Here is a 23,348-nt window from a genome sequence, read left to right on the forward strand (position 1 = left end):
TTCAAGGCCCACCGGGATTGGTATTAGGACTTCAGGCCCCCTGCGCGGCTCGGGAGTTTCTGAGGCGCTCCATGCATGCGGGCGATCTACCGTCTCAGTTCCTTGGAACTGGGACACCGAGGACTCGGAGTGCTTTCCGGACAAGGGACAGGCACTCTCCAACCGGTCTTCCAACTTCGTGAAGGGGTTACCACTGGGCTGGCGCTGTACGCCGTGTTGCTGGCCGTGTTCACCATCTTCGAAAGGTGAATCCCTCTACTTCGCCTTGGGACTCATCTGACTAGGGTGGTCCACCCTCCCCAGGCTCAGTCCTTCGACGTGGCTACTGTGGACCGCACGCCGAGCAGAACGTTCAGTCCCCAACCGACTACCGTGATCAGCACGATGGCCCCGGCCATGGACGCCCAGGCGGACGGCCCGGTGAGGATGCCTAGGCTAACGATCAACGTGGTGGCCCCTGCCGGCGGGTGCGGGGTGCGGATCGCGGTGAGCACCAAGGTGGTCACGGCCACCGAGACGGCACCTGCCAGCAGATACGCTCCGGTTAGGCCGCCCACGGGAGCCGAGGGCGCGTCCTGAAGCCCGAACACGTACAGGGCGCCGATCCCCGCGACTAGTCCCACCGCGTGTCCCACCAATGAATTGCGCGGCCGCGAGGAATCCATCTGGGGGGACTCAAAGAACAGCATCACGGTCGGACCCAGGCTTGGAAACAACCACGGTTGATGCAGGGCCAAGCCCACTGCGCCGGCACCGGCGAGCACCACCAAGCTGAGCATCGCAGCATAGACGCCCGCTCCCACGGATCCTGCCCGGCCTTTAAGCCATTCCAACATGCGCCCTCCTGTTGCCGGTGACCTTCACGTGACCATGGTGGCCTATCGCCGGCCCCGTGTCAGGCTTTGGAAGCGGGCGGGAACGTGCCGGACATGCTGGCCTCCTCCACGGGAAAGAACCCGTCAGGCCCTGAGCACGTGGCCGTGTCCGGGGCGTGGTCTCCGAGCCTGGCGCCACCGCCGAGCCCGTCAGGGAAGGTGCGGACTTCACCATGGTCGCCGTGAAGGCAGAGCTCATATGGACATCGCCGCCACGATGGCCGAGATAGTGGTCATCGCGATGGGGCGGCGGGACATGCCCCACAGTCTGTTGCACCCACGTGGCAGAGGTGCTCAGCCTAGTCATCAGGGAACTGACCATTGTTGTAGTGGCGGTGGTGCCCCGACTCGTCCGGGGACGGGGCGGTCGTCGTCTCATGAATGGCAGGGAAAAGGAGGGGCCGTGGACTCGCTGTGCCCGCGCAGGGTGTCCACGGCCGGGGAGAGGTAGCGAAGCCGGCTGATGCCCAACCGGGCCAGCCACCGGCCGACCGTGAGCAGACTGATCACCACACCCTGATGGATGCCTTAGTGTTCCTTTCGCGAAGGGACGCGAGGGGGAACGCTGGAACGATAGTCGGGCTGCTCGATGTCCGGTTCGATGTAGATCAGGCGGGCCATGGGCACGGCCCGGCGGATCCGGGCCTCCGCGTCGTTGATCCGCTCCACGACAGCCTTCGCCCCGGCGTCCGGTTGCACGCCGATCTTCGCGGCCACGAGGATCTCCTCCGGGCCCAGGTGCAGGGTCTTGAGGTGGATGACATGGTTGTCGCCCTCACCCTCCAGGGCGGTGCGGATGGCACGGACGTCGGTCTTGCTGGCGGACTCGCCCAGCAGCAGCGACTTGGTCTCCACGGCGAGGGTCACGGCGATGAGCACGAGCAGTACGCCGATGCAGGCGGTGCCGGCGGCGTCCCAGAGCCCGTTGCCGGTGAGCAGGGTCAGGGTCACGGCGATCAGCGCGAGCACCAGGCCGATGAGCGCGGCGAAGTCCTCCAGGAGGATCACGGGCAGCTCGGGGGCCTTGGCGTTGCGGATGAAACGGCCCCAGGACTGCTCGCCTTTGGCCTTCTTGGACTCGGAGACCGCCACGAGGAAGGACCGGCCCTCCAGGGCGATGCCGCCCACGAGCACCGCGATGGGCACCCACCACCACCGTCCTTCGATCGGGTGGGGATCCTGCCACTTGTGGTAAGCCTCGTAGAGGGCGAAGAGCCCGCCCACGCTGAACAGCACGATGGAGACGACGAACGCGTAGATGTAGCGATCGCCGCCGTGCCCGAACGGGTGCTCCGGATCGGCCTCCTTGGCGGCCGTCTTCCCGCCCACGAGCAGCAGCAGCTGGTTGCCGGAGTCCGCGACCGAGTGGATGGCCTCGGCCAGCATCGCGGAGGACCGGGTCAGGAAGTAGGCGATGAACTTCAGCGTGGCGATGCCGAGATTGGCGATCAGCGCTGCGATGACGGCCTTGTTTCCTCCGCCAGCGGCCATGGAGTCCTCCCGGTTCGTGCAGACGACAGTGGCGTCCTCGATGTCGGAGCCTTGGCCGCCAGTCTAGGCTCAACACCTGAATACTCCTGGAGTTCGGGCGGTCTGATCGAAGTCTCCACCCGAGCTGGGGTGATTCAGCGGCGGTTGCTGGCTGCCGGCCCGAGCTTTCAGTCGTCGTGGGAGTCGGCGAGCTGGCGGCGCTGGTGCTCACGGCGGCTGTAGGTGGCTTCGCGGATGGCGTCCTCGCTGTCGAAGTTCGAACCCAGGGCCCCGGCCAGGGTCCCCAGCGAGGCGGCCAGCCAGGACAGGTGCCCGTAGTCCAGCAGGCTCACAGGATGTTTCAGCTGGGACTGCAGATCGTCGGCCTCGATCACCACCAGCCCGGCCGTGAACAGCACCGACCACAGCACCATGTACATCATGCCCACGCTGAGCCACACGGTGACGACGGTGGCGGCGTTGTCCCTCCCGGCCCGCCACGGGTCGCTGGCGTGGCGGGTCCTGTTCCACAGGACGTTGTGAATGATCAGCCAGCCGCTGAGCGCGGTGATGACCACGGCACTGATCGCGGCCAACCGGACCAGGGGCAGGGCGTCGGACAGATTCCACATCGGCGCGAAGAAGATCCCGAACGCACCGGTGGCCGCGGCTGTGGCCACCGAGGTGGACAGGGCGGGAAGCAGCCGCCCGGGCTGGTTGCTGCCCACCATCCCGGCCAGCAGCCGCAGCTGGTTCAGCCGCCCGGCCAGCACGAGATAGACGGTGTCTTCTGCCCCTCGCCCGGCGCCCGGCGCGCCTCGGCCCAGGGCATGCCGGGCAGCCGGCGCGGACGGGTAGTCCTCCGTGCCCTTCCGCATCGAGCCGATCAGGGTGGCCAGCAGCTTCCGGGTCCTGGCCACCAGGCGTACGGCCCCCAGGGCCGGCCAGGGCACCAGCGCCGCTTTGGCCGCAGCACTGACCTCGCACACCATCGGACCCCCGTCGTGGGAACGAGGCAGGTCCGTCAGGTACACCATGTAGTCCCAGCCGTGGCGCTCCCGCAGCGCTTCGACATGATCCAGCAGCGGGATCTGCCCGTCACCGATCAGGGGCGGCGCCCCCCCTGACTGACGTCGACCTCCCACCAGTGCGACGGCGTAGACGGCCGAAGTGGGTCGCGGGCGGCCCCGGCTCTCAGCTCACCAGGATCTGCGTCGAGTTCTCCTTGATCGCCGAGTTGGCCCACTTCATCTGCCGCAGGGTGTCCGGGTGGCAACGCTTGACCACAGCCAACAGATCCGTGTGCTGAATGCCCTGCGCCGCTTGGGCGAGCATCTCCCAATCGGTGGAGACCCCGCAGGCCTTGATGTAGATCTCCCGCAGGTCATGCAGCAGGGCCAGTTCGGGGAAGCCCTTCCGGCCGAGCATCTCACTGCTGCGCTCCCGGAGCCGCCGGGCGGTCGCCAGCTCGGACTTCGGCTCCCGCTGCAGATCCTGTTCATAGTCGCGGCCGATGTCCGCGATCTCCCGCACGTGCTGGCGGGACCACTCGGCCAGGTCCCGGCCGATGTGGTAGATCGAGTGGTCCACCTGGTGCCGTTCAGCGGCGTGCAGCAGTTCCTGGGCGAGGTCGTTCTCGGAGCGGTGCAATTCGTGGAGAACAAGTCCGAGTTTCATCGTGCTCCCTCCCCGCTGGCCACGGGTGATTTCTCTGGCAGATTCTCTTCGGCCTGGGCGGTGCTGTCCCCAGCCGTGCGGTAGCCGACGTCCGAGACCGGGGCCGAGGCCGTCGTCGTCGGTGCCGAGGCGGGTCCGTATCCGACGCCCAGACTCCTGATCTGGGCCGCCGCCGTCTTGAAGATCGGCTGTTTGGAGGCCGGGTCCCAGTCGGTGATGGTCAGCTCGTTGGCCGCCCGGCCGTCGTCGAGCGGCCCGTAGCCGCCTTGCGTGTCCCAATAGCCGTAGTGGAAGGGCAGGAACAGCACGCCGCGGCGGATCTCCGTGATCCGCGCCCGCGCTCTCACGCTGCCGCGCGGTGTGGTGACCTCGGTCCGGTCGCCCTCGTTGATCCCCAGGGCTTCGGCGTCCGCGGCGCACAGCTCCACCCAGACCTCCGGGGCGGCCTTCTCCAGCTGCGGGGCACGGGCCGTCTTGGTGCGGGTGTGGAAATGGTAGAGCGTCCGCCCGGTGATCAGTTGCAGCGGGAACTCGTCGCTGGGTTCCTCGTGCGGCGGCAGGTACCCGGCGGCCTTGATGATGGCCTTGGAGTCCGGGTTCAGCGCCTTGTACTCGGTCGGCTCCAGCGGGGCGCCGGTGACCAGGTCCTTGCCGTAGCTCTCGCAGTACGACGCCTCACTGAAGAAGGCGCCGTCCTGGTAGAGCCGTTCGGTGCCCTCGGGGTTCTCCTCGTTGCAGGGCCATTGGATGCCCGAGCCCCCGCGGAGCTTGTCATAGGTCAGTCCGGTGTAGTCGCAGGGACGCCCACGGGTGCATTCCTTCCACGCCTCGAACGCCGACTCCGGATCGTGCCACTTCACCAGCGGCTGGCCGTCCTTGTCCCGCAGGTCCAGTCGGCGGGCGTAGTCGATGAAGATGTCCAGGTCCGCCTTGGCCTCGCCCGGCGGGTCCACGGCTTTCTCGGACAGGTGCACCGTGCGATCCACGTTGGTGAACGTCCCGGTCTTCTCACCCCACGTGGCGGCCGGGAGCACGACGTCGGCCAGTTGCGCCGTCTCGGTCAGGAACAGATCCTGGACCACCAGGAACAGCCGTTCCTGTTCGAGGATCGAGCGGATGCGTGCCAGTTCCGGCAGGGACACGGCCGGGTTGGTGCCGCTGACCCACATGAAGCGGATGGAGCCGTCCTCCGCGTAGCGCATCATCTGCATCACGTGGGTGGGCGGGGCGTAGTGCGGGATTCGGGAGGGTTCCACGTTCCACACGCGGGCCAGGTCCGCCACGTGGGCGTCATTGGACCAGTTGCGGAAGCCCGGCAGGTCGCCGTCGCCGCCGCACTCGCGGGTGTTCTGGGCGGTGGGCTGGCCGTTCATCTGCAGGATCCCGCAGCCCGGCCGGCCCAGCATCCCGCGGACCAGGTGCACGTTGTTGACTTGGACGGACGCTGCGGTGGCCTGGTGCGACTGGTAGAAGCCCTGCAGCACGGTGGAGAGCAGGCGCTCGGCGCCGCCGATGACGCCGGCCGCCTGGCGGATCTGCTCAGCCGGCACATCGCAGATCCGGGCCACGTGCTCCGGGGTGTACTCCTGCACGCGGCGCTCGAGCTCGGCGTAGCCGACGGTGTGGGCGTCGATGTAGTCGCGGTCGATGTGGCCGCCGGCGATGAGCTCGTGCAGCAGACCGTTCATCAGCGCCACGTTGGTGCCCGGCCGTGGGGCCAGGTGCACGGTGGCGTGGCGGGCGACCTCCGTGGGCCGCGGGTCCACGCAGATCAGCTGCGGCGGGTTCGGGCCGGCGAGCCGGTCCAGGATCCGCATCCAGAGCACTGACTGGGTCTCCGCCATGTTGTGTCCGTACAGGGCGATGACGTCCGCGTGGTCGATGTCCGTGTAGCTGCCCGGCTGACCGTCGCTGGCGAAGGACTCCTTGAGGGCGGCGGCGGCCGTGGCGGTGCACAGCCGGGTGTTGCCGTCCACGTGGTTGGTGCCCAGGCCCCCATGGGCGATCAACCCGAGGGTGTAGTACTCCTCCGCGAACAGCTGGCCCGTGGTGTAGAAGCCGAGGGCGCTGGCCCCCTGCTCGTCCAGGAGTTCCTGAGTACGGGTCACGATCCGGTCCATGGCTGTGTCCCAGTCCGTCTCCACCAGTTCGCCGTCCTCGCGGACGAGTGGACGCGTCAGGCGGTCTGGTGAGGCGTTGGCCTGCCAGCCGTAGAGATCCTTCACACCCAACCGGCCGTGATTGACGCGATCCTCCGCCCGGCCGCGCACGCCGGCGATGCGACCGTCCTTTACCCCGATATCCAGGGCGTCCCCGTTGGAGTGCAGAATCGAGGCGGTCTGGACCCAGCGGTCCACGTCCTCCGGGTCCAGTCCCTCTTCCAAGTGGGTGTCCACCCGCACCGGCCAGTCCTCTCCGGCGCTGTACGGGGTGCGGGTTCCCCATGGCTCGGCAATGCGGTCCCTGCTGGCAGTCGTCATGCCTCTCATTCGAACGCCGACTCTTCAGGTCTTGCAAGGGTGCTTTGGCGGGCCGTTACGACGAGTCGGCTGGGGCTGTCCACCGGGAACAATATTGACGCCACCGTTCACGCCGGTATTCACACCACTGTCGTCAGGGTTGTTCACGGCTGCATTCACCCCGTCGTTGTCCCCAGCGCTCACGGTCCCCGGCCCCGACATTGCCTGATAGGTTCTGGCCGTCGGCGATGGAGCCGGCCACCTTCTCCGGCAGACCCGGGTCGGCCATCACCCCATGGTCATCGTCCGGTGCCCATCCCCCCATCATCGGGCACCGGACCAGCCTCCGGGCCCCGGGGATTAAACCCTACCGACTCGAGGACGGGTGCGAGCACTACCCGGGAGCGTTCAACATCCCACCCCGGCCACGGTCGGCCCACGACCGTGGTCGGGTGGACGCGTCCGGGGCGGTCGCAATGATGACAAACTCCGTCGGCGAGGCATACCGTCGTGCCATGAGCGCAACCATCAGGAAGCTGACGGTGGGGCTGGGGGTGGTGCTCGTGCTGACGCTGGCAGGGTGCGCACCGCACTATCCAGCCGATCCGCACCACACGCTTACCAGGGTCACCGGCGGGACCGTGGCGGTGGGCGTCTCCCACAACGAGCCCTTCACCTCGGTCGAAGGACCGACCCCGTCCGGGCGGGAGGTCGAGCTGGTGCGCGGCTTCGCCGAGTCCCTCGGCGCCGAGGTGGAGTGGACGGTCGGCGGGGAGGAGGAGCTCGTCGGCAAGCTCGAGCACGGGCAGATCGACATGCTCATCGGCGGCCTGACGCAGAAGACCCCGTGGAAGAAGAAGACCGGGCTGACCCGCTCCTACACCGAGGTTGTGAACGAGTTCGGCACAACGGAGAAGCACGTGATGGCCGTGCGCAAGGGCGAGAACGCATTCCTGCTCGAGCTCGACAAGTACCTCCAGGCCCAGGGAGGGCAGCAGTGATCGAGAACCGGCACAACGTGGACGACGAGCCGCTGCCTGAGGAGATCGCCGGGGACCTGCGCAAGGCGGTGCGGCTGGAATGGATCACCATTGCCGCCCTAGTGGGGATCGTGATCATCGTCTACGCGGCGATGGGGAACTCCCAGGCCATGAAGACCGCCTGGATCGAGGACATGCTCTCCTTCATCCCCCCGATCGCGTTCCTGATCGGCGTGCACATCACCCGCAAACCTGCCACCGCCGAGCTGCCCTTCGGCTACCACCGGGCGATCGGGATCTCCCACGTGGTCGCGGCCACCGCCCTGCTCGTCATGGGCGGGTTCCTCATCGTGGACAGTGCCATCGCACTGATCACCACCGACCACCCCACGATCGGCGGGATCCAGCTGTTCGGGACCACCATCTGGCTGGGCTGGCTCATGATGGCCGCCATGATCGTCACCGCGATCCCACCGATGATCCTGGGTCGGAAAAAACTCCGGCTCGCCCCGCCGCTGCACAACAAGGTGCTCTACGCGGATGCGGACATGAACAAGGCCGACTGGCTGACCTCGCTCTCCGCCCTGGTCGGCGTGGCCGGGATCGGCCTGGGGTGGTGGTGGGCCGACTCCGCGGCGGCGATCGTCATCGCCACCTCCATCTTCAAGGACGGGATCGTGAATCTCCGCGCCGCAGTGGCCGGACTCATGGACGCCCGCCCCACCAGCGTGGACAATAAGGAGCCCCACCCCTTACTGGGCGAGATCGAGGCCTACCTCCGCGGCCTCGACTGGGTCCACACGGCCGGGGCGAGGATCCGCGACGAGGGCCAGGTCTTCCACGTCGAGGGCTACGTCGTGCCCAAGCCCCTGGAGACGGCCACCCCCGAACGGATCGACGCGGCCCAGGCCGGACTGTTCGACCTGGACTGGAAGATCCGCGACGTGGTCATCGCCACCGTCGGAAAGCTCCCCGAGGTGCTCGAGACCCACAGCAGCTCATCACGGCGCTGATCAGGGGTGGTGCTCCAGTAGTGAGGCCGAAGACCGATCACCTCGGCCTCGGCCGCCCTTTCGCCACAGTCGCAAGGATGCTTACGGTTGAGGGCTCCGAACGTGATCCACGACGCAATGAGGTAGAGCCCATGTCTGAGAACCCGCACGCCAAGCACGGCGACGAGCGAGTGGAGGAGCTGCGGCAGCAGTACGGCGACCTGGCCGATCTGACCGTTCCCGCGCTGCAGAACAAGGCCCCTCAGTAGGGTGTCAGCAACCCTTCGGAGATGAAGAAGGAAGAGCTGCTCCAGGCCCTCAGCGGCGGCGGCAACCAGGGCGGCGGCTCTGGTGGCGGCAACGACAGGCCCTGCAGCGCGGACTTGGACATCCCCAGGTCCTGGCAGACCTGCTTCTGGGTTATCCCTTGCTCGAGCAACTCCAGGGCACTGGCCTTGAACTCATCCGAGTAGATCTTCGGCATGATGACTATCCTCTCGGCTCCGCAAAGCAGTCAGGAAGGCAACCGAACCTTCAGCAGACCCCCGCCTCTGAGCCAAGCCCCAAGGGCCGGCAGGCTCCCCACAGTGTCGAGAGCCCGACCCTCTAACCCGCCACCCCGGACCTGCGCCCTGCATCATCCAGAACGCGCTGGCTCTTTTTCAGCCCAGGGAGGCCAGCAGCTCGGCGCAGGCCTGCTCACACCGCCGGCACGCCTCGGCGCACACCCGGCAGTGCTCATGCATCTCCGCGTGGGAAGCGCACTCGTCCCCACACACCTTGCAGGCCGTCCGGCAGGCCTCGAGCAGGGCCCGGGTGGTCTCCACGTTGTTACCGGTCTGGCGGGACAGCACCGCCCCCGTGGCCGCGCACAGGTCCGCGCAGTCTAGGTTGAACCGGATGCACCGCCTCAGCTCGGCGACCATGTCCTCGGCCAGGCAGGCGTCCGCGCAGGCGGTGCAGGTCTGAGCGCATTCGAAGCAGGCCTCGATGCACTCGGCCAGCTTCTGCCGGTCGATATTGCCCAGCTCCTTCGGATAAGTCTCCAGCATCGAACTCACGTGATGGGTCATGACATCTTCCTTCATCGATTCAATCTCAAAACCGACGCGCCGGCAGGAACCGGCCCGCCACGGTTCCGACCGTAGGCCCTCACCCGCCTCCACCAGAAGAGTTCATTCCGAAGCAACGATCCACGTCACCGCTCGTCACTGCTCGGGCGGCAAAAAATCGTAGGCCCGCAGGCAGCCCCTCCCTGTCCGGTGTAGCGGGTGCCCGCCACGTCCAGAGCAAACACCAGCGGGGCCGGCGACGGCTCCTGCCGGCGCGGTCGCACCAGGTAGGTGGTCACCCGGCCACTGACCTGGTCGGTAATCGGGTTCAGGTGCCGATCCCACCAATTCCCTTGGTCCTTGCGGTACGCGGTCAGGTCCCTGCTGGTCTGCACCGTGTCGTCCTCGCATAGCCCCAGGTACCGGCAAACATCCCACGGACGGTCTGATCGGCCCGGATCCGGGGCGCACCGTCGATATCGATCTCGGGAAAGTCCATGGCTGCCTCCTGGGCCCATCCGGCCACCGAGGCCGGACATCCAGTGTTGAGCGTGCCCCTCGACCGACCGGCGCCTTGCGCAGTGCGCCGGGCCGTGGTGGTGGACGTCCACCCGCATCCAGCAAGGCAAGGCCTCGGCGCACCCCACCGTGGCGCTACTGCCTGGACCAGTCGTGCTTCCATCTGACTCAGCAGGAACGCCGTCGGGAGTACGTGTCAGACCGTCCCAGTTCCTTGGAACCGGGACACTCTTCCATGCACCATCCACACACAGCGACACGCCCTGAATTCCCGTCCCAGAACTGAACCCAAAACGGCGTCCCGCCTAAATCGTACAAATCCGACTTTCGGTACAGTCGACCCATGGATATCGGGTGGTAGCCCACCATCTACTAGGTTCCAGCGCGGCATGAGCTACTCGGGCTTGGTGATGTTCACCAGCACCTTCCAAGAGGCGCCAGCCTTGGCGATGTCGGATTCGGTAGCGAACAGGTAGTGCCAGCGGCCAAACCGCCCGTCATCGCTGACTCGGCGAGCCCAGCTCTCGGCGGCCTTCTTCTTGACTAGGACGCATTCGTCCAGGGCTTCGGAGTCGGCCTTGCCTTCCAGGAGCCAGTATTCCCCGGCTTTATCCAGTGCGATGAAGTCCGGGTAATACTTTCCGTTGCCGGTGGGGATGAAGGCCTCCCGGTGGACGTACACGCGGATCCACCACTCGATGTCCGGGTCCCGGTCCATCAGCATGGCCAGTTCCCACTCGGTGGTGCCGGCGTCAAAGGAAGCCACCGGCATGATGTTCTTCTGCCACCCGGTGTATTGCATGCCTTTGGCGAATCTCTGGCCGTCGTAAGCGTCCACCGCTGCGGTCGAAACCAACACCGGTTCATCCGGCAGCTCAACAGGGACGATTTCGTACTCAGTCTGGGGGGCCCGGCTGGCGATCTTTTCCCGGATCATCCGGCGCATTCCGTCTACGGCCTGTTCGCGCCGCTTCTGCCCCCAGGACTCGACGTGGTCTCCGTTCTCCACGGCCCCGGCGCCCCGCAAGAATGCCTGGACGAGGCGGCGGGCAGCATTCTTGCTGCCCAGCTCGGAGGGCACCTCGGGCTGGTGCATGATGAGCTTTACGAGTGAGTCGTAGACGATGTCGAGTCCCTCGAAGCGTTGGCCTGCTTCGGTCCGGCCCTGCGGGGTGACCTTGATTGTGACATCGTCACCTTGGCGGGTGGCCTCCAGGGCGTCACGGAACATGAACGTGGGGACTTCCTCGGCGAAGGCCGCCCCGGCCCGTTCGGCGTCCGCATTGGAAATGTCAGACAGGGAGAACGGGGCGTAAGACAACCGGGACTCAAGGCGCGGGAAGATGATCTTGGGCGCCCCCTGGGTGCGGTTGACGGGGGCGGGAGCCTTCGCCTGGAGTCGGGAGCCCGTCTCCTGAAACGCCAGGGCTGCGGCCGGATCTGCCGCCGCGGACCCGCCGCCGGCGGCCTGAGTTTCATCATCGGAGAGACCAGGCTGGCCGCGTGAGGGGTCCGTGTCGAAAAGTGACCACTGTCCCGGCACTGGTGAATCCACCGGAAGAATGGACTGTTGCCCTCCGGGGCCGATGGTGGCACGGGTCGGGTCCAGCGGCTGGGCGGGGTCCACCGTGGCCGTCATGGCAGCCCCATTCTCGTCCACCTCGACCTTTGAGGACGGCAACTGAATCCGCTGTCGGAGGACGTCCTTCTGGGCGAGCAGCTGAGCGTAAGAATCATGGGCCACCAGATCGACCTGATCCACGTCCGGGACCCCGGTGCGCTGGGCGAAGGGCAGCCGCAGCCCTCGACCGAGGATCTGCTCAGTCAGGGTCTGTGAGGCCAGCTTGCGCAGCGCCACGATGACCGCGATATTCTTCACGTCCCAGCCCTCGCGCAGCATATTCACGCTCACGATCGCCCGGATCGGGGAATCCGGGTTCTCCACCGAGGCGAGAGCTTCCAGCGCCTCATCGGAAGACTGGGAAGTGATTTGGAGGACCTGGGAGCCATCACCAATGAATCCCGAGCCGGCGAGCATCTGGGCGACCTCGGCGGCGTGATCGATGGTCTGACAGACCACGAACAGGCACGGCTTCACCGCTGGCGCATCCGGATTCACCTCCCGAAAGATCCGGTAGGACTCCTCCTTGTTGGCCAACAAGCGGCAGGCATCGGCCAGCTGAGTTCGTTCGTCCTTCGTCCCGTCCTTGCGGTAGACGATCACCGGCACTTTGACGTGGCCATCGGCGATGGCTTCCCCGAGGGTGTATTCGAAGGCAACCTTCGGCAGGTCCGCCTTGGCGGGAGTGGCAGTCAGGCCGACCATGGCCACCGGATTCAAATCCCGGATTCCGGCGGAGAAGGCTTTGGCCTTCTCGTGGTAGACGTGGTGCTCGTCGGCAATGACGAACAGATCCCCCGCGGCTTCCAGATGCGAGTACAGGGCGTCACCGAGGTTCTCGTCTTCGGAGCGCACCTTACGGGACACCTTGTCAGAGGGCCGGATCAGTTGTTGCACATTGAATACGAACACTTTCAACCGTCGAGGGTCCCGCAGAACAGCACCGACATTCGCTGCCTGGAAGTTCTCCGGAGTGACCAGGAACGGGACATACTCTGCCCCGGCCACGTACTTCGCCGAGGCCGCATCGAAGTTCGCCAACGTCTTGCGCTGGATCGTGGATCCTGGGGTCACGACCAGAACGTGTCGCACCCCTTGAGCGGCGAGGTAGTCGATCAGCGATGACATCAGGTAGGTCTTGCCCACGCCCGTCGCCAGGTCGGCCACCAACTCCTGGAAGTCGGTTCCTTTAGAGATTCGCTCGACTAGGGCAGACAGTGCGCGCTTGTTCGGGTCGCGCAGGTCGAACCGGGCGGCGATCTCCTCGATCAAGGCTGCGTCGTAAGTGATGTCCACGCTCATGTTCACTTCACCGTCCCCTTCGGGAACATGTCAGTCGGAGCCTTCTTGATCCGAGATCCCGGAGAGAGCTCCGACAGAAGCGCCTCGGCTGCGGGCAGGATGCCTTTGGCCACGATGACGGCCTTTTCCTTGTCGCCTAGGTGGTCGACGATGGTGTGCACGACGGTCTCATCAGCCACACCGTCGATTACTGCCAGCCGTTGGCGGTTCTTGACGCCGCAGAACACCGGGTCCTTCGGGGTTAGAGTGAACTTCAACTGGCCAGCGACCGCCTTGGACCAGACTCCGTTCGTGGCCGCGGCGGACAGGTAGACCTCCCCGTCGGTGTCGTCTACTTCGTACATCGACGGCCCCATCCGAGCGACAGTGAATCCGCCTCCACCGCGCCATCGGATCGTTTTTTGATTGCGGGTCTTGGTGGCAGCTCGCAGCGTCTTGATCGTCACCGCGTCCAGCCCGTCGACGTTCTTGGCGACCTTGCTCAGAAGAGTGGTGAACTGCTGAGCCTCCTCCGGAGTCATACCTTCGGGCAGCTCGACACCTTCCGCTGGAACCCGCTCAGCCTTAGCAGTGATCCCACCAAGGTCCTCACCGTTCACGACCTTCGTCAGCCTGGGGATAATGAAGTTCTCCGCCGTGGATTCCTGCAGTTCTACGGTTACCCACCGGCGCCCCATCTTGTGCGCTGCGGCGGCCGTAGTGCCCGATCCAGCAAAGCAATCCAACACCAAATCTCCGGGATGAGAGCCGATATGGAGAATCCGTTCCAGGAGTCGTTCTGGCTTCGGCGTATCGAAGGGATTGGTGTCAGGAAACAGGGCTTTAGATTCGGCCTTGCTGTTCCTGTTGCTGCCAACCGCCGTGAACGGCCAGATGGTACGAGGTGTAACTCCACCCTCGGGCAGGTAACCCTTGACCTGGAGGCGAGTGCCATTACTAATGAAAAAGACCTCAGGCCAAGGACGGCACATTGCTGCTTCCGCGGCTTGCGCCGCCTCTTGAAGCGGGACAGCCAGCATCAGCGCCGGAACATCCTGACGAACTTCCTCAGCAGTCACTCCACAGATTCGAGCTCGGGTCGCAACGTCATCAATCACCGTCTTCTCGTAGGCTGCCCACTTCGACATCTCCTCGAACATTCGATCTTGGCCCAAGCGCCAGCAACCACCTTCTGGCGGATACATAATGGATCCATCGAACGGTGACTGAATTGCGTACACCATTCCTTGATGGGTGCGTGCACCGGGAGCATGGGCGGGCTTCGCCAACCAGGGACGTTCGTCTCCATCCGGCGCACTGTAGATGGAGTCCTGCTTTGCAGTCCTGGCTAGCTTGTTTGGACGCCAACCTGGGTTCGAGGAGTAAACCAAAAGATAATCCTGATCTACGGAGAACTGCGCTGCGTCGTTTCGGCTGGTGTCCGCTTTCCCCCAAACAATCGTCGCGATGAAGTTCTCTGCACCGAATTCCTCATCCATGAGCACACGCATCCGGTGAACTTCGGAGTCGTCCAGGTGTACCCACACGGAAGCGTCCGGAGCCAGCAATGGCTTTATATCTCGGATGCGGTCTCGCATCATCGTTAGCCAAACCGAGTGTTCAAGCTGGTCTGCGTAGTGCTCGAAGGTCTGCTCGGTGTTGAAGGGCGGATCGATGTAGACGAGCTTCACCTGGCCTAGATACTTTTCCGCATGCTCGGGGATGGTGCCTAGCGACCGAAGCGCATCTCCCGAGTCGCCAACGAGCAAGAGATTTTCATCTGCGCCGTTCGGTCCTTCTACGGCCCCGACCTTATTGACGATCTCGATGGACTTCACCTCGAGGGCGCGCGGATCGTTCGGGTCAACCCAGGCGTAGTCGTACTTCCCGTTCTCGGCTGAGATCAAAGCCGAGTCCTTGCCCATCCACGTGAGCTCCAACCGCCCCTTCGGAGTGCGCTTCATTTACCTACCTTGCCGCCTTTGTCGCCCGACGTGGACGTTCTAAACATCGTATGCGGCGTACTCCAGGCCTCTTGACGAGCCTGACTTTCGCCACCGACGGGTGTGAAAACGCGGGCAGCTCGAGCTGCTTGCTGGGACGCGAGCGTCAAGTCTAGAAGCCGGCTGCACGTCATTTGAAAGTGGACCGCATGAATCATCCGCAGTCGACGGGTCAGTTATTCAGACACAGTTCCTGATGGGGGTGGCCACAGGAGATGCGGACCGCGCAGTCACTATCGAATTTGCACCGGCCGAAAAACGGGTTGGCGGGGTCAGTAGCGGCGGGAGTAGGTTCGCTCTCCCCGAGCAAATTGCGCCAAGGACCGGGTTTCCAGTGATTCGCCTATGCGCCTGGTCACTGTCGGAACTCGCAGTGAAAGTGACGTCCTCATCGGCAGGTCTTCAATCTTGGGATAGAGGCCTAGGTATTCCTGCCCAACGAATCGTTCGTTGCGGTAGTCAACGATCGGCATGATGGCGATCGACTCACTGTTCCGAAGTCCGTCGAAATAGCCAAGTTCCCATGGCATCCATTTGCTGTCAGGCGATGCGTTGGAGGTGGCGAAAATGAAAGATGTGGACTCGCGCATGCGGTCTCGCAGGCGCCTTGCCGTATCTTTTGTGACGTACTGACGGCTCAGCTGTGGATCCTCTGCCCAATCGACGTAAACACTCTGTCCGGTTCTTTCCAGAGTTCGCTTGATCCCCAAGATCACCTCGGCGTCCTGGAAGCTGTGACTCAGGAAAATGTCGTATGGCCCTGAGCGCGCTGAGTGACGAAGCTGACTTCCGGCCGACTCGTGGATCGTGTCAGTCTTTGCTGCGGAGCGCATCTGACCAAGCGTGTAGTACGCCATTCCCCTCCCCTAATCGTCTCCTGCGTCAGACGGATAGACGGCGCTTTCGATACCTTATATACGTGCGCATTATCGGCAGTGTATCCAGAGGATGATGCCCACCCCGGTCAACAACAGGGGCACATATACCGGGGCGATGGCCCAAGAGCGCAGATCGGGCCCATCCGGCCAGTAGTTCACCTTCTCGCCGGCCGGCGAGGCGAGCGTGGGATTCATGGAGAAGGCCGGAACCTCCTGACCCTGCGCGACCTTGTCGTACAAGGTGCGGAACGCCCGCTCCTGCTTGAGGTAGTTGGCATCGAGTATCCCGAACACGAGCACGGCGAGGCATCCAAGCAACGCCACGGGTAGGGACGCAGCCGTGATGGCGTAGCCGTATGTGAGGGTGACAATCGGCAGAAGCCAAGTCTTGGATGATGCTGAAGCGTGCGACATGCGCGTGATGACAGCCTGGATGAACGACAAGTGCTGACGCCGGTCCTCGTCCGAGACCCCTTGGCCAGCCGGTGGAAGCATCTCTCGGATCTTGGCGAGGGTCCCATCCTGAGCCGGACCGTCTTCGGCGGGCCCTTCCGGCCACTGAAGTCCCATGCGGTCACCGGACCAACGAGGCACCAGGTGGAAATGAACATGAGGGACGGTCTGGGTCGCAGCGTGCCCCGTCGACTGAATGACATTGAGGCCCTCAGGGGACAGTCCCGCCCGGATGGCCCGAGCAGTGCGGTGCACGGCCTCCCCCAACTGCCGACTCTCTGCAGACGTCAAGTCGGTCAGGTCGGCAACGTGCCGATTAGGTACCACGAGGGTGTGTCCCCTCGTCGCGGGATTCAAAGGAAAGAACGCGGTGACGTCCTTGTCGCGGTAGAGCACCCGGGCGGCATCATCGTTCCCTGCCGCGATCTTGCAGAACGAGCACTCGTCGTGAGCTACCACGAGGCCCTCGTCGTGCCCCGGGCAGACCACCATTCCAGGCTCTCGCGCAGCTTGTTGTACGTCGCCTTACTATCGATCTTCCCGCTCCAGTCTCGGATAGTGGGATCGAAGACCGGCACCGGGCCCACGCCCTTGGCCTTGGCAAACGGGTCTGGCCCCTCGCTGTCCACGTCTCCCAGAGACGAGAGTCCATGAATCTTGATTCCAAGCAACGGCTTCCTGTCGGCCCAGGCCTTCTCGATCTCGTGGATCACCCACGGCCTGCTCGCCGTATGCTTCCCGATCAGGACGATGACCGCCTTCTTGCGGACCATCTGGTCGTGGATCCACTGTTCGATTGCCCGATCGCCACGTCGGCGCACCTGCTCCCACTCCTGGGCGTTTAGAACCGGCTGGCCCTCAAGAGCATTAATGTTGCGCACCAACTGAACGCGGTGAACGTCATGCTCGTAGTGGAAGCTGTAGAACACTGACTTAGCCATAAGGCCTCCAATTCCTGTAGTCTCCCCGTCGCTCTCGACCCTAACCGCTCCACCGGACACCCGTTCGACCCCCACCCCTACGGAGCGGCAGCATGGCCACGCCGGACATAAGGGAACGCCCTGCTCTTCGGCTTTACGGAGACACGTTCTGCCTCGCCAAGGGCAAAGCGTGCAAGAGCTTAAGGAACATGGAGATGTTGACCATGCAAGTACAGAGCAAGCTCGCATAGCGGGACGCCTCTCGCCTCATATCATCAAACGTTCGTTTGCTGAGACGACCGATACACCCGCTTAAGCTTGTGTGACGCATACCCCGACTCGCCCGTGGTTTTGATGATTTTCCGGCCGCCACCTTTGTCGTGTTTCGTCTCACTACACTGTCTCATTCGCTGTAGTCTCAACTAGGCAGAACGCATCGGGTTTTTGAGAAGGGGCGGGGATGGCAAGCCTGGGATACGCACGGGTCAGCACGCTAGAGCAGAACGCGGACCTGCAGATTCGTGCCCTCGAGGGTGCGGGGTGTTTGCGGGTCTACACGGACCACGGCGTCAGCGGGACCCAGGCGCGGCGCCCGGAGCTGGAGAAGCTGCTGGACAGTGCCCGGCCCGGAGACGAGCTGGTGGTCTGGAAGCTCGACCGGCTGGGCCGGAACACCCGCCGGCTGCTGGACCTCGTGGACTCCCTGGAGTCCCGGGGCATCCACTTCCGGTCACTGACCGAGGGGATCGTCACGACCGGGCCGATGGGCAAGGCGATGCTCACCGTCATGTCCGCCTTCGCCCAGCTCGAGCGGGACCAGCTGGCCGAGCGCACTCGAGCTGGCTTGGCCGCGGCCGCCGCCCGCGGGCGCAAGGGCGGCCGGCCGGCCATCACCCCCGAGACTGAAAAGGTCCGGCAGGCCAGCCAGTACCGGCATGCGGGGCTCACGCCGCCGGAGATCGCGAAGCTTCTGGGCGTCAGCCGTGCCACCGTGTACCGTTATCTGGCCCTGTTGGCCGACGAAGTTAACGGGTAGGTCCTCCGGTCGAGGCCGCTGCCCTACCTGTCTCTTGAAAACAGGACGACTAAGAGATCGCGCGGATAGGTCATGGGCGTTTGGTGGGGCGGGTGTCCCAGCGGTGGGTGGTCCAGGCGGTGCGGATGAGGCGGCGGACGATGATGATGGCGTTGGCCAGGGCGATGAAGGCCTCGATGACCCGGGTACGGCGTTCGGTACAGATGGCCAACTTGCCGAAGCCGCGGTTGTGCTAGGAGTTGGTGCGCTCCACGACCCAGCGCGCTCCGGCCTGTAAGGGGAATCCCTTCTGGCTGATCTTGGCCCGACAGTCGAGCTCGCCGAGCAGGGCGCGGGTCCTGGCGCTGTCGTAGCCGGCGTCCAGGTGCACCGTGATCTGCTCGGGCAGCCCGACGCCGAAGCGGTACTCGAACCGGCCCAGCTTCTCCAAGGTGCCACGCAGCAGCGGCGAGTCGTGACGGTTCGCCCCGGCGACCACGCACCCGAGCGGGATGCCGGTCCCGTCGGTGAGCACAGAGCGTTTGGTGCCCTACTTGCCGCGGTCCACCGGGGACCGGCCGGCGGCCTCGCCACCGCAGGGGGCCTTGACCAGACACCCGTCCACGGTCAGGTTCCGCAGCTCAAGGCCGACGATCCGGTCGTAGGCCTGCAGACACAATTGCTCCAGGGCCTCGAAGGCGTCGGAGTCGATCCATTCATCTCGGCGGGTACGGATCGTGGTGGCCGAGCACGACCGGTCGGCGATCCTGGCATAGGAGGCCCCGAAGACCAGGCTCTGGACGAGCTTGTCGAACACCACCCGGTCATCGATCCGTGGACGGTGACAGCCCAGCGGGCGCTCGTCCTCCACGGGCGGGATCAGGGTGCTGAACTGTGCCCAAATGGGCTCGATGATGGACGATGAAACGGCAGGCACGAGTGCTCCTGGCAAGCAACGATTTCTTGGTCGAAACCGTGTTTAACAGGCCTCGTGCCTGCCTTATGGCATCGCCACGCCCCGCCCTATCCTCGCGATCTCTTACTCGAATCAGCCGGTACTAGGAGTTCTCGTCAGCAAACTCGAATGGGATCTCGCGGGCGATCTGCGCGTGCAGCCGACCCAGTTCCTCGTGACTGTCAGCCCCCAGATAGAACTTGGCGAGAACGAACCGGTAGCTGTCCTGCCCCGGCAGTTCGGACAGGCGGTCGCCCTCATGCACTTGCACTGTCAGGACCATTCCGGGGTACCGCTGTGCGAGCGCCTCCTTGTCCTCTTCGGTGGGCACCCGAGTGACCACGGCGTCCTCGTCGTGGAACACCATGCACTGCCCGGCCACCGCGAACTCACCCTCGCGGTTCGGCATCCGCGGTTCGCGTCCCAGAGCGATGTCGATGGCCACCTCGTGATTCGAGGCACCGTCAACCTTCGCGAACAGATCGCTGTGCGATTGGGAAATACGGGTGTTGACCTCGATGATCCAGAGCTGGTCCTGGTCTTCGTCCCACATGAACTCGGCATTGAAGCAGCCGTTGTCAAAACCGATGTGGTCCATGTAGCGCTCGGTGAGATCGATCATCCGCTGCTGCACGTGCTCCGGGACACTGCTGGCCGGATAATCCAGGCGGTCGAAGCTAGTTCCGTACGCATCTTTGTGCATGTCCAGAACTCCGTGGACATGGAACCGCCCTCGGAACACCGTGCCCTCCGGGGCGGCCTGAGTGCCCTGCACGAACTGCTCGGCCAGACACGTGCTACCGCCCCACTGCTTGAGCTCGGGCGGCATGTCCACCATGGACAACGCCACGTCGAAGGCGTCGCCGATCTCGCCGATGTGCTCGCGGATCTCCACCAAGGCCTCGTTGAATCCGGCCTCGTCCTCGATCTTGAAGCCCAAGTTGGAGGAATGGGCCTTGACCGGCTTGACCCAGAACGGGAAGTCCAGGTCGATCGTGGCCAGCGCGTTGTCGTCGAACGGATCAAAGGCGGCGAAGCCCGGCACACATTCGGGGATGCTCGCCCGTTGCTCCAGACGGCTCCAGTACTTGTGTTCACACTTCAGCACGCTCTCCAAGGACGGTGCCGGCAGCCCACGCTCTGCAGCGAGGATGGGGGTTATGACACTGACGGGAAAGTCCCAGTGGGCGATGATCGCGTCCACCGATCCGTCGAAGGCGTCGAGCTCCTGCCGGGCCGCTGTCAAGAGTCCGCCGAAGTCGACCTCGGTGGTCTCCGCCACGCTTTCGTAGTCCAGGACGTTGTAGAACGCCAGGTTCTCGGCATCCGAAACGGTCTCGAGTTCGTGCCGCTGGACCTCGGTCATGCCGAGTACGTGAACATTGGCCTCTGCCATCGAATGCACCTATCGTCGTCGAACGGCTCTGGGCGAGCCTGCGGACACCGTAGGCATGGTCGCCCGCCAATCACAACGTGAGCACTTGCCAGGCGCGGCGGTCTCCACGCGTCGTTGGCGTATCCGCGCCGACCGGGGAGCTGGCCGAGTGTTCTCCGCTGTGCAGGCCATTGCCTTATGGCATCGCCACGCCCCGCCTATCCGCGCGATCTCTAAGCGACATTCGCGTACAGAAGTATTGGCGCATCAGAGGTCAGAAGCCGATGACATTGCCCGCAAAATGACTCGGCTGAGAGCGCCGCTGCAATTCGCCACACCTAGTCAAGGCACCGACAGACGGCATCTGATCCGACTACGCCCACGCATCCTGCGGGGATTCGACGCCTGGCGGATGTCAGACCTGTGGCAGGGCGTTTGACTTGGGAACCACGCTGATGCTGCCAGTGGTTTCAAGGACCGCCCATTTGATCTGGTCCATCCGTTCGAGTCCCTGGCTTGACCGGGCGGCGCTGAGAATATCCTCTTTGCTGATTTGCTCCTTGGCCATGGCCTTATGCAAGAGCTCACCGTCTTGGACTAGGACGAGCGGAATGCTGTCGGTCAGGGCCCCGAAGCGCGGGAACCGCCAGCCAAGGTAGTCGGACAGTCGTTCCAGCCCCAGAAGGGTGCCGACGACCAGAGCAACCTGGGTCAGGGAATAGTCCTGACCGAGGAGCACCTGTTGGGTTGCTTCGCCGATGATGAGCAGGACGATGAAATCCATGGTGGTGACCTGGGCCAGCGTGCGCTTGCCCGTCAGCCTGACCAACAGGATCAGAACGATGTAGACCCCAGCGGTGTAAAGAATGGCGTCCATGGAATATCTCCTCAGGGCAGGATGAGCTGCGAGAAACTCACCGAATCGCTAGCGGAATTGGTCCCCACGGTGGCGTGGGCGTCGAGCGTCCCACGCTCATCGGCCATGACCGAAAAATTGATCTCAAGGTCTCCGGGTTGGTGCACCGCGAATTCCATGGCCATGCCGTCCGGAGTTGCGTACTGAGTTTCCGGTTCGGGACTGATGCCGGACATATTGACCTCTTGAGCCCAGGGCCCGGTCAGGACGAGCATGACCGTATCGTCCTCGATCGCGTCCTCGGAAACGGTGACGGTGACCGTTTGGTCGGCCTTGTAGTGGGCAACGCGTTGGTACTCAACCTCCAGGGCACCGTTCCCGCTGGCGGTCGTGGCTTGATTGAACAGCCCTTTACCGACGAGGCCGAGCACGCCGGCCAGCAAGAACAGCACCAACAGTACGGTTCCGACCTGCTCCACACGCCACTCGCGTTGCTGGAACCTGTCGTTCTGACGAACGTCAAGATCCAGGCCCACGTCACGTTTATCCCCAAGGTCCATGCCGCAAAGTCTCGCACACCGTGTTTTGCGGAAAAGCTAGTTTCGAGATGATGCGCGCAGTGCGCCGGCCTGTGAGGCTCCAAGGGAAACAGCGCGGGGCTGATTGTTGCTGGATGCTATTGAGGGGCAACAGGCACAAAAATTTCGTTGAAACCCCCCGGGTTTCGTTCCGTGGTTAGATCACCGCGGGCCCAGGCCCGGGCCGCACCGGCGCGGGTGGGAAGATGGAAGCCGTGGCCAGGTGCACAGCAGGATCGGCGGTGGGCAGCGTGCGCTCCTTGCCGGGATGCTGCGTGGGTACCGGTGCAGGGCCCGGGTCCGTGAGCGGGCCGGGGGCGGACACGATCCCGTGGTGCTGTGGAAAGGCGTTGCCGGTCCGCACCCAGCGCGGTGGGAAGACCTTAGTGTGCGTCGTGGGTGCCGGGTGGGGTGATGCGCTCGTTCTGCCGTTCGAGTTCTTCCTCGCTGCCGTTCTCGGCGTCGTAAAGGCTCGGGTCCTTGACCTCGAGCATGCGCATGATGGTGTCCAGTTTCAGGTGCACGGCGGCGCTGTCGCGGTTCTGGGTGTTCTGGATGATGAACACCATCAGGAAGGTCACCAGAGTGGTCAAGGTGTTGATGATCAGCTGCCAGGTGTCGGAAAAGTCCAGGAACGGCCCGCTCACCGCCCACACGATGATGATCGCTGCGGCGGCGACGAAGACCCCGGGCCGACCCAGGTAGTTGGCGGTGGCGGAGGTGAAGCGGGTGAAGAACCCGGGGTGGTGCTCCGCTTGGGGCTGGTCGCTCATGGCGTCCTTCCGTGGTGGTGTTCTTGCTGGTGCCCGTGTCGGGCACCTCGCATGATGATGGCAACGGTATCGGTTCCCTGCAGACAGCAACTCAGCCTGCTGGACGCCTGGGCACCGGGGACGCCACGGGACCGTGATGAGCGGCTGGTGGGGCGCTCAGTGCTGGTAGTCGTCGGCGAGTCGGCGCCGTTCGTGCTCGCGTCGGCTATAGGTGGCCTCCCGGATCGCCTCAGCGCTATCGAAGCTCGCTCCCAAGGCCCCGGCCATGGTTCCCATTGAGGTCGCCAGCCAAGACAGGCCGAGGTAGTCAAGGAGACCGACCCGGTGACCGAGTTCGGACTGCAAATAGCTTGGTGGGATGACGGCCAGCCCGGCCACAAACAATACCGACCACAGAACCGCGTACATCAAGACCACGCCGATCCCGACCGAGGCGATCGTGGCGGCGTTGTCCAATCCGCCCCGCCACCGGTTGTCGGCCTTGCGCAGGCGATTCCACAGCCCGTGGTGCAGGATCAGCCAGGCACTCAACGCCACGATGACCACGATACTGACCACGCTCAGCCGAGACACGGTCGAGGCATCGGCGATCATCCAGATGCTCGCGTAGAAGATG

General features: G+C 64.3%; 20 protein-coding genes and 2 pseudogenes. 3 read left to right on the plus strand and 19 right to left on the minus strand.

Annotated elements, in window-relative coordinates; genetic code table 11:
• Positions 1–305: 305 nt before the first annotated feature.
• From ACFQQD_RS14135 to ACFQQD_RS14160, 6 genes are all read right to left on the minus strand, one after another.
• Positions 306–836: an HPP family protein gene (locus ACFQQD_RS14135; protein ID WP_378090589.1), complete on the minus strand. Its 531-nt coding sequence runs from the start codon at positions 834–836 to the stop codon at positions 306–308.
• Between the two features lie 567 nt (positions 837–1,403).
• Positions 1,404–2,366, minus strand: coding sequence for a cation diffusion facilitator family transporter (locus ACFQQD_RS14140; RefSeq protein WP_378090591.1), 963 nt, complete (start codon positions 2,364–2,366; stop codon positions 1,404–1,406).
• 167 nt (positions 2,367–2,533) lie between these two features.
• Positions 2,534–3,490: a hypothetical protein gene (locus ACFQQD_RS14145; protein WP_378090593.1), complete on the minus strand. Its 957-nt coding sequence runs from the start codon at positions 3,488–3,490 to the stop codon at positions 2,534–2,536.
• Between the two features lie 49 nt (positions 3,491–3,539).
• Positions 3,540–4,022 (minus strand): hypothetical protein, encoded by a 483-nt coding sequence (locus ACFQQD_RS14150; protein ID WP_378090595.1) that lies wholly within the window; start codon positions 4,020–4,022, stop codon positions 3,540–3,542.
• On the minus strand, positions 4,019–6,502 hold the full coding sequence (locus ACFQQD_RS14155) for a molybdopterin oxidoreductase family protein (RefSeq protein WP_378090597.1): 2,484 nt from the start codon (positions 6,500–6,502) through the stop codon (positions 4,019–4,021). The genes ACFQQD_RS14150 and ACFQQD_RS14155 overlap by 4 nt, the downstream gene beginning before the upstream one ends.
• Before the next feature lie 133 nt (positions 6,503–6,635).
• Positions 6,636–6,770: a hypothetical protein gene (locus ACFQQD_RS14160; protein WP_378090599.1), complete on the minus strand. Its 135-nt coding sequence runs from the start codon at positions 6,768–6,770 to the stop codon at positions 6,636–6,638.
• 226 nt (positions 6,771–6,996) lie between these two features.
• On the opposite strand from ACFQQD_RS14160, the gene ACFQQD_RS14165 reads away from it, so the two are divergent.
• Both ACFQQD_RS14165 and ACFQQD_RS14170 read left to right on the plus strand, forming a co-directional pair.
• On the plus strand, positions 6,997–7,482 hold the full coding sequence (locus ACFQQD_RS14165; protein WP_378090601.1) for a transporter substrate-binding domain-containing protein: 486 nt from the start codon (positions 6,997–6,999) through the stop codon (positions 7,480–7,482).
• Positions 7,479–8,474, plus strand: a complete 996-nt coding sequence (locus ACFQQD_RS14170) for a cation diffusion facilitator family transporter (RefSeq protein WP_378090603.1) — start codon at positions 7,479–7,481, stop codon at positions 8,472–8,474. The genes ACFQQD_RS14165 and ACFQQD_RS14170 overlap by 4 nt, the downstream gene beginning before the upstream one ends.
• A gap of 241 nt (positions 8,475–8,715) precedes the next feature.
• Here ACFQQD_RS14170 and ACFQQD_RS14175 read toward each other — a convergent pair whose 3' ends face one another.
• From ACFQQD_RS14175 to ACFQQD_RS14205, 7 genes are all read right to left on the minus strand, one after another.
• A complete protein-coding gene (locus ACFQQD_RS14175; protein WP_378090605.1) occupies positions 8,716–8,937 on the minus strand; it encodes a transposase in 222 nt (73 codons plus the stop codon).
• A 178-nt stretch (positions 8,938–9,115) separates the two neighbouring features.
• Positions 9,116–9,526, minus strand: a complete 411-nt coding sequence (locus ACFQQD_RS14180; protein ID WP_378090607.1) for a four-helix bundle copper-binding protein — start codon at positions 9,524–9,526, stop codon at positions 9,116–9,118.
• Positions 9,527–10,418: 892 nt separating this feature from the next.
• The gene (locus ACFQQD_RS14185; protein WP_378090609.1) at positions 10,419–12,947 is read right to left on the minus strand and encodes a DEAD/DEAH box helicase; all 2,529 of its coding nucleotides are present in this window, start codon (positions 12,945–12,947) and stop codon (positions 10,419–10,421) included.
• A gap of 2 nt (positions 12,948–12,949) precedes the next feature.
• Entirely contained in the window at positions 12,950–14,833 is a 1,884-nt protein-coding gene (locus tag ACFQQD_RS14190) for a site-specific DNA-methyltransferase (RefSeq protein WP_378090611.1), read from the minus strand.
• Between the two features lie 368 nt (positions 14,834–15,201).
• Positions 15,202–15,786 carry a TIR domain-containing protein gene (locus ACFQQD_RS14195; protein WP_378090613.1) on the minus strand — a complete coding sequence of 195 codons (585 nt, stop codon included), beginning with the start codon at positions 15,784–15,786 and terminating at the stop codon, positions 15,202–15,204.
• Between the two features lie 69 nt (positions 15,787–15,855).
• Positions 15,856–16,719 (minus strand): HIT family protein, encoded by an 864-nt coding sequence (locus ACFQQD_RS14200; protein ID WP_378090616.1) that lies wholly within the window; start codon positions 16,717–16,719, stop codon positions 15,856–15,858.
• Positions 16,713–17,201: a TIR domain-containing protein gene (locus ACFQQD_RS14205; protein WP_378090618.1), complete on the minus strand. Its 489-nt coding sequence runs from the start codon at positions 17,199–17,201 to the stop codon at positions 16,713–16,715. The genes ACFQQD_RS14200 and ACFQQD_RS14205 overlap by 7 nt, the downstream gene beginning before the upstream one ends.
• 439 nt (positions 17,202–17,640) lie before the next feature.
• On the opposite strand from ACFQQD_RS14205, the gene ACFQQD_RS14210 reads away from it, so the two are divergent.
• Positions 17,641–18,216, plus strand: a complete 576-nt coding sequence (locus ACFQQD_RS14210; RefSeq protein ID WP_378090620.1) for a recombinase family protein — start codon at positions 17,641–17,643, stop codon at positions 18,214–18,216.
• Between the two features lie 70 nt (positions 18,217–18,286).
• Here the strand turns inward: ACFQQD_RS14210 and ACFQQD_RS14215 are convergent.
• The 6 genes and pseudogenes from ACFQQD_RS14215 to ACFQQD_RS14240 all read right to left on the minus strand — a co-directional run.
• Positions 18,287–19,132: pseudogene (locus ACFQQD_RS14215) on the minus strand (IS5 family transposase).
• Positions 19,133–19,253: 121 nt separating this feature from the next.
• Entirely contained in the window at positions 19,254–20,546 is a 1,293-nt protein-coding gene (locus ACFQQD_RS14220; RefSeq protein WP_378090622.1) for an acetyl-CoA carboxylase biotin carboxylase subunit family protein, read from the minus strand.
• A gap of 394 nt (positions 20,547–20,940) precedes the next feature.
• Positions 20,941–21,402 (minus strand): DUF421 domain-containing protein, encoded by a 462-nt coding sequence (locus tag ACFQQD_RS14225; RefSeq protein ID WP_378090624.1) that lies wholly within the window; start codon positions 21,400–21,402, stop codon positions 20,941–20,943.
• Positions 21,403–21,413: 11 nt separating this feature from the next.
• Entirely contained in the window at positions 21,414–21,941 is a 528-nt protein-coding gene (locus tag ACFQQD_RS14230) for a hypothetical protein (RefSeq protein ID WP_378090626.1), read from the minus strand.
• 401 nt (positions 21,942–22,342) lie between these two features.
• Positions 22,343–22,732 carry a low affinity iron permease family protein gene (locus ACFQQD_RS14235; RefSeq protein ID WP_378090629.1) on the minus strand — a complete coding sequence of 130 codons (390 nt, stop codon included), beginning with the start codon at positions 22,730–22,732 and terminating at the stop codon, positions 22,343–22,345.
• Positions 22,733–22,888: 156 nt separating this feature from the next.
• Positions 22,889–23,348 (minus strand): annotated as a pseudogene (locus ACFQQD_RS14240) (hypothetical protein); the annotation flags it as partial.

This window comes from Citricoccus sp. GCM10030269, assembly GCF_042665635.1.
Lineage (GTDB): Bacteria > Actinomycetota > Actinomycetes > Actinomycetales > Micrococcaceae > Citricoccus.